General features: G+C 40.1%; 14 protein-coding genes and 1 riboswitch. Of the genes, 6 read left to right on the top strand and 8 right to left on the bottom strand.

Annotation, left to right across the window (positions count from 1 at the left end; genetic code table 11):
- Positions 1-204: 204 nt before the first annotated feature.
- Together H6G75_RS28915 and H6G75_RS28910 are read left to right on the top strand one after the other, a co-directional pair.
- Positions 205-1,200: a metal ABC transporter substrate-binding protein gene (locus tag H6G75_RS28915; RefSeq protein ID WP_190983339.1), complete on the top strand. Its 996-nt coding sequence runs from the start codon at positions 205-207 to the stop codon at positions 1,198-1,200.
- A 41-nt stretch (positions 1,201-1,241) separates the two neighbouring features.
- On the top strand, positions 1,242-2,030 hold the full coding sequence (locus tag H6G75_RS28910) for a metal ABC transporter ATP-binding protein (protein ID WP_190983338.1): 789 nt from the start codon (positions 1,242-1,244) through the stop codon (positions 2,028-2,030).
- A gap of 322 nt (positions 2,031-2,352) precedes the next feature.
- Here H6G75_RS28910 and H6G75_RS28905 read toward each other — a convergent pair whose 3' ends face one another.
- The 6 genes from H6G75_RS28905 to modA all read right to left on the bottom strand — a co-directional run bounded on the left by H6G75_RS28905 (position 2,353) and on the right by modA (position 6,861).
- Complete coding sequence (locus tag H6G75_RS28905) at positions 2,353-2,616, bottom strand: helix-turn-helix transcriptional regulator (protein WP_199338069.1); 264 nt, start codon at positions 2,614-2,616, stop codon at positions 2,353-2,355.
- Between the two features lie 235 nt (positions 2,617-2,851).
- Entirely contained in the window at positions 2,852-3,625 is a 774-nt protein-coding gene (locus H6G75_RS28900) for a cobalt-precorrin-6A reductase (protein WP_190983337.1), read from the bottom strand.
- Between the two features lie 5 nt (positions 3,626-3,630).
- Complete coding sequence (locus H6G75_RS28895; protein ID WP_190983336.1) at positions 3,631-4,050, bottom strand: DUF1636 domain-containing protein; 420 nt, start codon at positions 4,048-4,050, stop codon at positions 3,631-3,633.
- A gap of 21 nt (positions 4,051-4,071) precedes the next feature.
- A riboswitch (cobalamin riboswitch) is annotated at positions 4,072-4,231 on the bottom strand.
- 209 nt (positions 4,232-4,440) lie between these two features.
- Complete coding sequence (locus H6G75_RS28890; RefSeq protein ID WP_190983335.1) at positions 4,441-4,869, bottom strand: hypothetical protein; 429 nt, start codon at positions 4,867-4,869, stop codon at positions 4,441-4,443.
- Positions 4,870-5,165: 296 nt separating this feature from the next.
- A complete protein-coding gene (locus H6G75_RS28885; RefSeq protein ID WP_190983334.1) occupies positions 5,166-5,942 on the bottom strand; it encodes an MBL fold metallo-hydrolase in 777 nt (258 codons plus the stop codon).
- Positions 5,943-6,066: 124 nt separating this feature from the next.
- A complete protein-coding gene (gene modA / locus H6G75_RS28880; protein ID WP_190983333.1) occupies positions 6,067-6,861 on the bottom strand; it encodes a molybdate ABC transporter substrate-binding protein in 795 nt (264 codons plus the stop codon).
- 101 nt (positions 6,862-6,962) lie between these two features.
- Here modA and H6G75_RS28875 point away from each other — a divergent pair, with 101 nt between their 5' ends.
- A complete protein-coding gene (locus H6G75_RS28875) occupies positions 6,963-7,412 on the top strand; it encodes a molybdopterin-binding protein (protein WP_190983332.1) in 450 nt (149 codons plus the stop codon).
- Positions 7,413-7,525: 113 nt separating this feature from the next.
- On the opposite strand, the gene H6G75_RS28870 is transcribed toward H6G75_RS28875, so the two are convergent.
- The gene (locus H6G75_RS28870; RefSeq protein WP_190983331.1) at positions 7,526-9,283 is read right to left on the bottom strand and encodes a sensor histidine kinase; all 1,758 of its coding nucleotides are present in this window, start codon (positions 9,281-9,283) and stop codon (positions 7,526-7,528) included.
- 420 nt (positions 9,284-9,703) lie between these two features.
- Between H6G75_RS28870 and H6G75_RS28865 the strand changes: the two genes are divergently transcribed.
- Positions 9,704-11,056 carry a GTP-binding protein gene (locus H6G75_RS28865; protein ID WP_190983330.1) on the top strand — a complete coding sequence of 451 codons (1,353 nt, stop codon included), beginning with the start codon at positions 9,704-9,706 and terminating at the stop codon, positions 11,054-11,056.
- 295 nt (positions 11,057-11,351) lie between these two features.
- Positions 11,352-11,630, top strand: coding sequence for a Calvin cycle protein CP12 (locus tag H6G75_RS28860; RefSeq protein WP_190983329.1), 279 nt, complete (start codon positions 11,352-11,354; stop codon positions 11,628-11,630).
- Here H6G75_RS28860 and H6G75_RS28855 read toward each other — a convergent pair.
- Positions 11,627-12,445: a TlyA family RNA methyltransferase gene (locus H6G75_RS28855; RefSeq protein WP_190983328.1), complete on the bottom strand. Its 819-nt coding sequence runs from the start codon at positions 12,443-12,445 to the stop codon at positions 11,627-11,629. The genes H6G75_RS28860 and H6G75_RS28855 overlap by 4 nt on opposite strands.
- 120 nt (positions 12,446-12,565) lie before the next feature.
- Between H6G75_RS28855 and H6G75_RS28850 the strand changes: the two genes are divergently transcribed.
- Complete coding sequence (locus H6G75_RS28850; RefSeq protein WP_190983327.1) at positions 12,566-13,015, top strand: hypothetical protein; 450 nt, start codon at positions 12,566-12,568, stop codon at positions 13,013-13,015.
- The last annotated feature ends 110 nt before the right edge of the window (positions 13,016-13,125 follow it).

The following is a 13,125-nucleotide window of genomic DNA, read 5'->3' as shown; positions in this document are numbered from 1 at the left end:
AATAAATATTTAATCTTTGACAGAATGTCATCTGTCTGGGGAATGATAAACACAATTTACAAAAATCTACTGTGTCTGCCAACACAAAAATATCCTAGGATAGATTGCGTGAGAATGATAATTATTATAATATGAATTTTAGAATAAGTATCATTGTCAGTAGTGATAACCAGCAAGCAAGTCTCCTGTTCTGGGAGAAAACCGATGACTAAAACTGATAAAAGACCAACCAGAGGTATTTTGCCGTTAATTTCTTTACTTACATTGCTAGTGAGTCTTAGCGGCTGTAACCAAGCAAATACTAATCAAACCAGTACCGTCGAGACTTCACCGCAAGCACAAGCGGCTTCTCAAATATCATCTAAAACCAAGGTTGTTACAACATTTTTACCGATTTACTTATTGACTAAGGCTGTGGCTGGTGATGCGGCTGATGTGCAAATTTTAGTGCCTCCTGGTACAGAGGTGCATGAGTATCAAGCAACACCAGATAATGTGAAAGCGATCGCCACAGCTAATATATTAGTTAAAAATGGTTTAGGCTTAGAAGAATTTCTGGAAAATACAGTTAAAAATGCTCAAAATCCGCAATTAGTTGAAATTGATGCGAGTAAAGGTATTAAACCCTTAAATGAAATTTCTCCGGTAGAAACTACCACATCAGGAGAAAAAGACCATGACCACGAACATGCAGAGGGAAATCCTCATGTTTGGTTAGATCCGGTTTTAGCAAAGCAACAGGTAATGAATATTCGAGATGGATTAATTGCTGCGGATGCTAAAAATAAAGATGTTTATACAGCTAATGCGGCGGCTTATATTCAGGAATTAGACAAGTTAAATAGTGAATTTCAGCAAGCTTTACAAAAAAAGCCTAACTGCACTTTTATCACTTTTCACGACGCTTATCCATATTTAGCGCAACGCTATAACCTCAAACAAGTTGCTGTAGTGGAAATTCCGGAAGATCAATTATCGCCTACTGATGTCCAAACAGTAGTGAATACAGTTAAAAAATACAAAGTTAAAGCTTTGTTTAGCGAACCTGGTGTAGATAATAAATTGCTAAAAAGTCTGTCGCAAGATTTAAAATTACAGTTACAAACTCTAGATTCTTTAGAAACAGGTGAGACAGACCCGCAATACTATTTCAAAGCAATGAGATTAAATTTGCAAACTATAGAATCAGCCTGTCAGTAAGCTAAGTATTCCATATTATAATTATTTGCCCAATTTAATTTATGAACTTACCTATTTTAAAAGTAGACGGATTAACTGTATATCAAGGCAGTTATTTAGCGATTCGAGATGTTTCATTTGAATTATTGCCAGGAACAGATACGGCTATAGTGGGGCCAAATGGTGCGGGTAAAAGCACTTTGGTAAAAGCTATTTTAGACTTAATACCCCGGAATGCAGGCAGTGTAGAAATTTTTGGTTCTCCTATTACCAAACTAGGAAATTTGCGTCACTGGTTGGGATACATGCCACAAAATTTTATTTTTGATCGCAGTTTTCCCATTTCTGTAAGTGAATTAATTGGTTTGGGATGGCATCAAGAAAGTCAACAGCCAAAAGCCAAAACAAAACATACTTTGTTTTCTCGATTATGGCAACAAAACCGAGAAAAAATAGCAGCAGTGACAGCAGCTTTACGACGCACTGGGGTTTATCATCTACGGAATCAATCAATCGGAACTCTTAGCGGTGGTCAGCTAAAGCGAGTATTACTAGCTTATTGTTTAGTTATGCCGCGAAAACTGTTGGTATTAGATGAAGCCTTTGCTGGGGTTGATATGCAAGGTGCAGCAGATTTTTATGTTTTACTTAATGAGTTAAAGCAAGAAGAAGGCTGGACTATTTTACAAGTTTCTCATGATATTGATATGGTAAGTCGCCATTGCGATCGCGTGCTTTGCCTCAATCAAACCGTGGTTTGTACTGGTCAGCCAGAATTTGCCTTATCACCGGAAAATTTGTTAGCAACTTACGGCCCTGGTTTTAGCCGTTATCACCATCATCATAATTAACTAGAAGGCAGGAGACAGGAGGCATGAGGCAGAAGGAAAAATTGTGGATATGATGCGGTTTTTCTGATTCTCATTACATTTAATTTTGTCTCTTGATAAGTATATAACTTATGCAAAAACCCTCTCGAATCCTCTTAACTTCGTGTCCTACCCTGCGGGAAGCCGCTATCGCGTCTATGCGCCCTTTGCGGTACCCTTCGGGAAGCCGCTTGCGCGTCTACGTTTTTTCATGATTCTGCGTAAGTCCTGAAGTAGTCTGAATTATGAATTATTACATTTTACTTATCTTCTAATAAACCCTGACTCCTGCCTTCTGACTTCTTTATTCCGGTTCATCAAGGTGTTCAGCTACTACCTGATAAAGATGCAGAATATGATTATCATGAAGGCGATAAAATACATTGCGGCCTTGCTTACGATAGTTAACTAAGCGCATTGCACGTAAGTTTCTAAGTTGATGTGAAACAGCAGACTCACTCATCTCTAATAATGTCGCTAAATCACTCACACACAATTCTTTTTGCGCCAAAAAAGAAAGAATTCTTAACCGATTAGCATCACCTAAAAAGCTAAAGAATTCTGCCATACGTTGGGCTTTTTCAAGATGGAGAAATTCTTCTGTAGCTGCTGGTGCAATATCACTATCTATAGTTGATATAGGAGTATTTTGAATCATTTGTTTACTTAAAAAGTATATATAGTAGATGATATGTTATGGGATTTATTAGATCCCCGACTTCTTGAAGAAGTCGGGGATCTCGCAGTCCAACAACAAAATATTGATGATAGTGACTGAAATTTTTAGCCTTAACTGAAATATTTTAACCTATACTCTGACTTTCTAATTTACCTAATAACCAAGTCACTGCACTATCAACATCTGCAACTTTTTCTCCAATTGGAACTGAGGGACGCTTGACCATAACAACCTGTACGCCTAGTTCTCGCGCGGCAATAATTTTAGCGTAAGTTGCATTACCACCACTATTTTTACTCACAATGGTATCAATGTTGTGCTGAACCAGAATTTTTCGTTCATTTTCTAGGATAAAAGGGCCGCGATCGCACAATATTATTCCTGGTGGTACTAAAGCATCTTTTCCAGGCGGGTCAATCATCCGCATCAGAAACCAGATATCTTGAAGATGGGCAAAGGTGCTGAGTTCTTGTCTGCCAACTGTTAAAAATACTCGTTTGGCTTGGTTTGGCAACATATCGGCGGCGGCTGCATTACTCTCTACTTCAATCCAGCGATCGCTTGTTGTTTTCTCCCACGCGGGACGAATTAACATTAGTCTGGGTATCCCGACTTCATTAGTCGCCGCCGCCGCATTGTAAGATATTTGATTGGCGAAGGGATGGGTAGCATCAATTAACACATCAACTTTCATTTGACGCAGATATTCTACCAGTCCATCCACGCCACCAAAACCACCAATCCGCACATTTCCAGATGGAAGCGAGGGTTCACGGGTGCGACCAGCTAAAGATGCGATCGCTTCAATCCCATTGATAGTTGCAACTCTCGCACCTAGTTCTGCTGCTTCTGTGGTTCCACCCAAAATTAAAACACGTTTATTCTCAGCACTCAGCACTTTATTTACAAGGGTGGAATTTTGGCTAATATACCGCGTTTCAACTGTTCTGGTCGTTCTGACCAAGGCAACACTCCATCAACTTTAGTGTAGTACTGCTCGGCACATTCCAAAACAGCAGCCGCACTGCTATCAACATCTAAATCACCAAATAGATAAGTTAACTTGCCTTTAGCAGCAAAAGCAACAACGCAAGAACGGTTACAAGCACTCATACATTCAACAGCTTGGATCGGAAATTCATTACGCAAATCCCAATCTTGCGCCAATTGCTGAATTTGGTGTAGGAGTTTTTGACCGCCACTTTCACCTACACGCTTACCATCTTGCCAAACACTTGCACAGGTCTGGCAAACAAATAAAGTATGAGTATGAGCGGAAATATTGTCAGAATTACTTGTAATAGCAGTATGGGCAGCAGTCATCCGTACCTCGCAGATGTAATGGACTTAATTTTATAATTCGGCGGGCATTCTGACTGGGAAAGTGGCTTTTAAACCTTTGACCTTTCCTTCACAGTTGCGGGACAGCGCCGGATTTGCACCGAACTTTCCCCCTTACCTTTGGCGGCTGATCCCCACCAAAACCGAATATTCTACCTATCATAAACTTTTATCCGCCTAAATTATACAGCAGGTGATATGTTACAGAGTTAAAATTCTATTGCTATCTAATGTTTATAAATAACAAAATCCCTAACTTATAAACGAAGTTAAGGATATCAGCAAAAATTAATTTTCATAGAATAAAAAATACTAGCCTCTAGCCTCTCTTTCATACAAAGCTTGTGAAATTTATTTCATCTTGGCTATGTATTAATGAGCAAAAGTTTTTTCTAAGGATGTTAGTTGGACATCAACCTCACTGAGATAATTGGGATTGTACAAAAATTGATTGGGGATTCTTTTGGCATTAACGGCAGCTTTTACTACATCTTCTGCTTTAACAGAACCTCTTTGGTGTTGCAATATTAAAGTCTTACCACTGGGAATGCCTTGTGATGCTAAATTACCTTGATAAGCAAAATAAACCAAACTAAACGGTTGCATAACATGAGAATTAGCAATATTACTGGGGGACATATAAGAGTTAACAGATGTGGTGATTACTCGCCCATGTGTTGTATTTGCAACATTAGCGTTATGTGAGATTTTTTCACTATTCGCTTGAGCCGAGGCAATTCCAGCCGATAGAATTACTGAAGCGACGGTAAAAAAAGAAGTTGTAGCAGTTGAGATTTTCATAAGCTCATCTCTCGATTCGTTGTAATAGTTGGGTGATAGATTTAGTAGTATTAATATCTGGGTTTTATAATTAAAAACTTATGGTTCCGGATTCAATTAACTAGTTGATTTATGGCTTGAATAACTGAGTAAATAACTTGTAAAGGGTAACTACAGTCAGATTATTCTGATTCCGCAAAAGACGAATAAAAATTTAGCAAGTTTACAGATTTTTCTGTGATGTGTTTTTAGATTACTTGGAGAAAATTAGCGATCGCTCTATTTATAATTTTTTTACGCGATCGCTTGCACTAAAATTAATAAGTTAAAACGCGCTTTTGTAAGTTCAATTCCAGGCGATCGCCGGGTTTAGGTTCTAACACCTGGGTGGTAAGATTATTCTGCTGGAAAGAAGTCCGCAAATCTTCAGCTGTCCCCACAGCCTTTAAAAAGTTCACCATCAACCCCTCATAGGTTGTATCTGCCTTTGCTGCTGTAGGTAGGATAAATTGTGGTTCCAGCCATTTAGCCACTTCCAAAGCACTGTTTGTGCCGCGAATAATTGCGCCGACTAAAGGCAATGTCAAATCAACCGTTGGCGTAATTAGCACATCCACCGGAGCAAATTGTTTTAACTGTGGCGAGTGATAGCCATGCGGCTCATAATAGAGTGTGAAATCAGTAGCTAATTCTTTTAACAAATAACTGTTTTCTATCAAAGTCGGGCCAATCGGAGAACCAGGTAAAGCCCGAATTTCTAGTTGCTCATTAAAAGTAAAAGTTTCACCATGTCCCAGACAAGTGACACAAGTGTAACCCAAATCTTGAACCACTTTGGTCGCGTTAGGCGAAGCCACCACCGGAATTGTATGATCAAGTTGCTTTAAAGTCGGCAAATGTGCATGGTCTGGCAAACCTTGAGACAACAATATTAAATCAATCTGCTCTGAAATTAAGCGTTCTTGTGTGAGAGAACCTTTAAACAGCCAATCTAAGCCAAAACTTAAGTCACCAACCAGCCAAGGATCAACCAATATCCGTTGACCACTCATTTCAATTAACCAACTATTGTTGTCTAACCAAGTTAAGTACATAACCAAACCGAAGTAACACCTGCCTTTATTATTACCAGGACTTACTCACAAAGGTTGTCTGTGAAGAATGGGTGTAAGGGTTTTGAACACCTACACCTTTCACCCCTTCACCCTACTCCCTGTATTAAGGCAGAATAAAACCGTATTTTTTGAGTACCGCCTTAGCTTGATTGCTGGCTAAAAATTGGCTAAATTCCTTGGCGGCATTAGCATTCTTAGTCCGTTTAACCACCGCCATTGGATAAACTATCGGAGAGTGGTATTTCTCATCAGCCGCCACCACTACTTTTACCTTGTCAGAAATTCTAGCATCGGTAGCATATACTAACCCTGCATCAGCATTACCACTTTCGACAGCCGCCAAAACTTGACGTACGTTATTGGCATAAACCAGTTTAGAAGTTACTTGCGACCAAATTTTTAGCTTTTGTAAAACTTGCTGTGCATATTGACCCGCCGGAACACTTCTAGGTTCACCAATAGCGATGCGCTTGATTTTCGATTCCTTCAGATTGTAAAGGCTGGTAATGCCTGTAACATTTTTGGGTACAACTAGTACAAGGCGGTTTTTTGCCAAAACCGAGCGTGTACCAGCGAGCAACAGCCCTTTTTGTTCTAAAGCATCTACTTGCCTTTTCCCAGCAGAAATAAAAATATCTGCTGGTGCGCCTTGCTCAATTTGTTGTTGCAAGGCCCCAGAAGCCCCAAAGTTATAATTTATATTGACATTGGGTTTACTTTGTTGATAAATCGGTTTAATTTCTTCCAGTGCTTCTTTTAAACTAGCAGCAGCAGAAACAAGTAAAGTAACGTTCGACTGTGCCGTGACAACAGAAGGTACAATAAATGTTGAACAAACAGCAAGTAACAAACTAGCTAGTGCTGTGCCAAGAAAGGAAACAATTTGTCTTCTTTTCATAGATAAGATGGTGTAGCAATAGATTCTTCTGCAATTTAATGGCGCTTGGTAGGATCATACCGAGCGTCATTCCAGTCTTTACCAACTGAATTGGTAACATTATGCCAAGAAAAGAACAAGGATGGATCACATTTCAAACATCGGAAGAGGAACGGAAAATTCTCGAAGAGTTTTGCCAGGACTCTCAACGCACCAAAACCGAGATTCTGCGGGAACTGGTGCGTGGTCTTAATAAACACCAAGCATCACGAGCCTCAATACCAACTTCGCCACCAACTACACAGGTAAATCAGGAAAATTTGGAAATGCCTACTGTAGAAATTGGTAGTTCTAAAAAGGCTTTAAAAGTTAGCTCCCGTAATATTCTCAAGGGTGTGGTGAAAAAAGTTGTCATTGGAGCTGTTAATTGTGAGGTGACACTAGAAATTGTTCACAAAGTAGAGCTAACCTCAATGATTACGAGAACATCTGCTGAAGAGTTGGGTATAGTTGCGGGAGAGGAAGCCTATGCGGTGATTAAATCTAACGATATTGTGATTGCTAGAGAATAAAAATGATGAGACTTATTTTGATATATGAACAAGGGGGACAAGGGAGATAAGGGAGACAAGGGGGAGATATTGAGTAATCATTGAGAATTTGTGAAACAATAGTATAACCATTCCTACACACGACTTCTGACTTCTGATTCCTCTGGTTGTACAGGAATTTGGATGATAAATTCGGTTCCTTGTCCGATGGTGGAATGACATACAATTTTGCCACCAAGTTTTTCTGTGATTATTTGATAGCTAATCGATAAACCTAATCCTGTGCCTTTACCCACAGGTTTGGTAGTGAAAAAAGGATCGAAGAGTTTAGCGCGAATACATTCAGCAATCCCAACTCCGTTATCAGCGATCGCAACTTGCACCCATTTAGCATCAATCATAGAAGTGCGAATGGTAATTTGGTTCGGGTGTTGCTGAATTTCTGACAAACATCGCCCTCTATTAGATTCTTCTAGGGCATCAATAGCGTTTGCCAAAATATTCATAAACACTTGATTCAGTTGTCCAGCGTGGCACTCAACTAAAGGCACAATACCATAGTCCTTAATTACCTGAATTTCCGGATGTTTGCCTTGGGCTTTAAGACGATGGCTTAACAGTACCAAAGTACTATCAAGACCTTCGTGAATATCTACTTCTTTGATTTCTGCTTCATCCAAACGAGAAAAATTGCGTAGAGACAGCACAATCTGGCGAATTCGTTCAGTTCCCACCTGCATTGATTGGAGAATACTGGTTAAATCTTGGATGAGGAAAGGTAAATCTGCTGCTTGGAGTTTGGCTTGCAAGTTAGCGGGTGGGTCGGGATATTCTGTTTGATAGTCTTGGAATAAGTTCACCAAATCTTGGATGTAGCTATCAAGGTGGCTGAGATTACCATGAATAAAATTTACTGGGTTGTTGATTTCATGGGCAATTCCGGCTACCATCTGCCCCAATGCTGACATTTTTTCGCTTTGAACTATTTGAGTTTGGGTTGTTTGCAGTTGAGTGAGGGCTTGTTGTAAGTCTGTAATTGCTTGTTCCAGGCGGTCTGACTGAATGAATGTAACTTGCTCAGAAACATCTAATAACTGTGTGAGGGTAGCAATTTGAGAATTTAACTGTTCAATTTTGCGATCGCCCACAGAGGTGACTGGTAAAGAATCTACAAAGGTTTTACCATCATCAAAGGGTAGTAGTGCAGTTTTCACACTTAATGCTAAGGGACGCAGCAAATCTACAGTTGCACTGGAAATTGCCACTTTTAGAAACATCATCACCACAAACATATTTCCTGAAGGCAAAATGCCACCAAAGCCCGCCACTGATTTAATGTTGAAGGGAATCACAAATTCATGTTGTGCGGGAATATAAGGACTACCGAGCGCATCAGGAATGTGAAAGACGTTGTACATCTGCTGTTCTATATCAACCATCAACGACGGATCAGGCTTGATGACTGTACCTGGATCGAGTCCTAGTTGCTGAATTAGCTGTGAAACCATTGGAATATTTGCGATCGCATTTTCATTCGCCAAGGGAATTGCTTGGTGTCCACGGGATTCATAACGAGAATTCCATTCTGGCTGCTCACCAACCGTTGCCAACAAAGTTAAACACTTCAAATCAGGTAAAATCTCACCATCACCCAACAATTCACGAGCCGATGCTTGTAGTTTTGGAGTCAAATCACCATAAGAATGGGTTTTGAATAATCTAATCAAAGCGCAAGATTGATTTTGGGTTTTGTCATCAACTAAGCTTTCATATAAATAATTAATCATCCGCTTACCAGCTTCTTCCATCGTTGTCACATTCTGCCCTAGCTGGCGTAACGCTAAACCACATTCAGACATATTTCTGAGTGTGAATTGATTGAGGTTGTACATGACAAAACCTTTCTACCAAAAATACATTTACAATTTGCGTGGAGTTTATATTTCCCCAATTTCTAGCTGTAAATTTTGGTCTGTATGCAATTTTTGCTGAAAATTTATACGCTAAGGTATATCTATGAAAGAAAACGGAAATAATGAATTCTTGTTAACGAGGCAGGAGGCAGTAAGCAAAAGGATTGTAGCATTGTTTACCTTGCCCAACTTGAGTTCATGTTTTCATACAGACTTACTTAACTTCACGGGACTTGGTAATGACACTGTATTTCTTCCACTGTGCGTCTCAAAATATACATTAGTTATTCATCAATCCTGAAACCTTTTTAGTATTGGAAAGAATTATTTTCGCAACCCTTTTGCCTTCTGCCTTGATCTGTAAACATATTATTTTCACCTTTAAGTCAAGCAAACGCTGTGCGTAATAACCTGGAAGAAACTCATTTAAACCGCGCCCGTGCTAGTCTCCGACAAGCATTATCTTGGTATGGATATCTTCGTAAGTCAGGGCAGTTATCATCTAACCCAGAATTGGCAGGTTTGGTCAAGCCAGAATTAGACGCTTTAAATGCCACACTCAGTAAACTAGACGCGAATTTAATTAAAATTGCGGTGTTTGGTTTGGTGAGTCGGGGAAAATCCGCAGTCTTAAATGCTTTGCTAGGAGAGAAGATTCTGCAAACTGGGCCTTTAAACGGGGTGACTCAATGGCCGCGGTCTGTGCGATGGCAACCACCAGGCGGTAAAATTATTGTCGAATTAATTGATACACCAGGGTTAGATGAAATTGCGGGGGAAGCACGGGCGAAAATGGCGCGGGAAGTGGCGCGTCAGGCAGATTTAATTTTATTTGTTGTCTCTGGTGATATTACACGGACAGAATATCAAGCGTTACTAGATTTACGTCAGGCGCAAAAACCGTTGATTTTGGTGTTTAACAAAATTGACCTTTACCCAGATACAGACAGAGGCGCAATTTATCGCAATTTACAACAACTGGGCGCAGGAAATCCCCAAGCGCCGCCTTTATTACCTGATGAAATTGTCATGGTGGCGGCGGAACCTGCACCAATGGAAGTGCGGGTGGAATGGACTGATGGGCGTGTGAGTTATGAATGGGAAACTCTACCACCGCAAATTACCGAACTCCAGCAAACATTACTCAAGATTCTCAATCGTGAAGGTAGGTCACTTCTAGCGTTAAATGCACTCGTTCAAGCCAGGGAAGCGGAAGCAAAAATCGCGCAAAAAACTCTAGATTTACGTGAAAAAGAAGCAGAAGAAATTATCTGGCAATTTACTAAATATAAAGCGTTAGCTGTAGCCTTAAATCCGATCGCAGTTTTAGATATTCTCGGCGGAACTGTTGCTGATTTAGCTTTAATTCGGGCTTTGGCCAGGTTGTATGGTTTACCGATGACTAGCTATGAAGCGGGGAAAATTCTCAAAACGATTTTAATGAGTTCTGGCGGTTTGTTGCTAGGAGAATTAGGCAGTAGTTTTGTATTAGGATTAGGTAAAAGTACTGCGGCGATCGCTAGTGGTGATAATCCAGTCAATATTACTAGTTTTGCTGGCAGTGCGATCGCTCAAGCGGGAATTGCTGGTTATGGTGCTTACGCTGTTGGTAAAGCCGCCCAAATTTATCTCGAAAAAGGCTGCACTTGGGGACAATTAGGCGCAAGTACTGTGATTCAAGAAATTCTTTCGCAAGTTGACCAAAATACAATTCTGTATCGCTTACAACAAGAATTAGGGTTGAAGTATTGAGAATTTCAAAGAATTATTGACCCAATTGTTGCTATTCATCAGCCTTCATCAACTTGTATCAAATTCTGCTGATAATTGCGCTAGATTCCTAATTTACAATGCACCATAAAAGGGTGAAGAGACTTATTACCTTTTTGCATCAAAAATAACAAGAGGGAAAACCCAATCAATTTAGTTTATTAAAAGAGGGTGTTCACCACAGCAATCTTTTTTAAGCTTATCTAAACTGAAAGTATTGGCTCCTGTATTTCTCAGCAGCGCACACTCTATCTCAGTAAACAAAGGTAGATTTATCATGACAGCAACCTACGACAGATTCGATACCGTACAGCAATCTGAGCAAAATGTCTCTAAAACCATCGAGCAAGCGATTTTAGAAGCGATCGCCGAAGCTCGTTCAGCTTGTGAAATGAATGGCGATGGCTCTCCTAACTGTGCTGTAGCTTGGGATATCGTTGAAGAATTACAAGCTGAAAAAGCCCATCAACAACAAGCAAAACACCGTAAAACTTCTCTAGAAAGCTTCTGTGATCTGCACCCAGAAGCTTTAGAATGTCTCATTTACGATGTTTAATTCTGCCGTAAATCAGCCATTGCTGATTTCGTCAATTGCTTAATTAGCTCCAAATTTGGCGGTGGTGTTTCACTTTCCATCCCTAACCATAAGAGATATTCCACATTCCCAGCCGGGCCTGTAATGGGCGACCAAGTTAAGCCTTTGTATTTCCAGCCTAATTGATCTGCGGCTTGTAATACCTGAAAAATCGCATCAGCTTGGTCTTCAGAATCGCGTACTACACCTTTTTTGCCAACACGAGATTTTCCCACCTCAAATTGTGGCTTGACTAACAAAACCGCTTCACGGGGGGCTTGAGTTAATTGCCACAGTGCAGGCAAAATCTTGGTTAAGGAAATAAACGATACATCTACCACCGCCAAATTGGGAATGCGATCGCCTTCAGCATACAATTGTTGGGGCTGTAATTGGCGTAGATTTGTCCGTTCTCGCAAAATCACCCGCGAGTCATTTCGCAACCGCCAATCAACTTGGCCATAACCAACATCAATACCATAAACTAAGCTGGCTCCAGCTTGCAGGAGACAGTCAGTAAAGCCACCTGTAGAAATTCCACCATCTAAACAAATTCTTCCAGCGATGGGAATGGCGAATAATTCCAAAGCTTTTGCTAGTTTATCGCCGCCACGAGACACAAAGCGCGATCGCTCTTTGATTTTGATTTGCGCCGCTATATCTACTTCTGTCCCTGGTTTATCAATTATCTGCTGATTAACAGTCACTTCCCCCGCTTGAATTAATCTTTGTGCTAAAGCACGAGAAGCACATAAATTTAACTCTACTAATAATGTATCTAGTCTTTGTTTAACCAACGCACTCTACTTTTAAATATTAGTATTTCACAAAACACTATATCACTCTCCACAAGACGGATGTTATTTCTTTGCTGGTAGATATTGTGATGAATATCCAGATAGAAATAGCAGAAATTTATGTGTGGCATAGTAGCATTGTTTTCAGCAAAAACGCCCATTTCGGAATCATCTTTGCAATTGGGGATGGATTGCTTAAAACATCGAGGGCCAGACGGGCAGAAATTTTGGATTTCGCCCAATAAACGAGTTGCTTTAGGACATAGAAGACTGAGTATTATCGACCTCATCGGCGGTGAACAGCCAATGAGTAATCAAGATGGTAGTCTGCATCTAATTGCTAATAACGAGTTTTACGATTTTGAACGGATACAACGTGATTTAAAACATCGCGGTTATCAGCTAAAAACTAATTGTGATAGTGAAATTGCCCTACATTTATATGATGAGTATGGTACACAATGCCTGCATCATTTACGCGGTGAATTTGCCTTTGTGATTTGGGATCAACGCAACGAAGTATTATTTGCAGCCCGCGATCGCTTTGGCATTAATACCAATTCTCTATGAACCTGCATAGAATAAAGCTTGATGGAAAAGAGCTTCAAGGATGAAATCATAACTGGTCAAAGAGGATACTAATTCAGAAGATAATTGAGCTAATATCAATTGAACCCGTT

The organism is Nostoc sp. FACHB-280 (assembly GCF_014697615.1).
In the GTDB taxonomy this organism is placed as follows: Bacteria; Cyanobacteriota; Cyanobacteriia; order Cyanobacteriales; family Nostocaceae; genus Nostoc_B.
The sequence above is the reverse complement of the archived record's forward strand: the minus strand, read 5'-3'. Positions and strand labels throughout refer to the sequence as shown.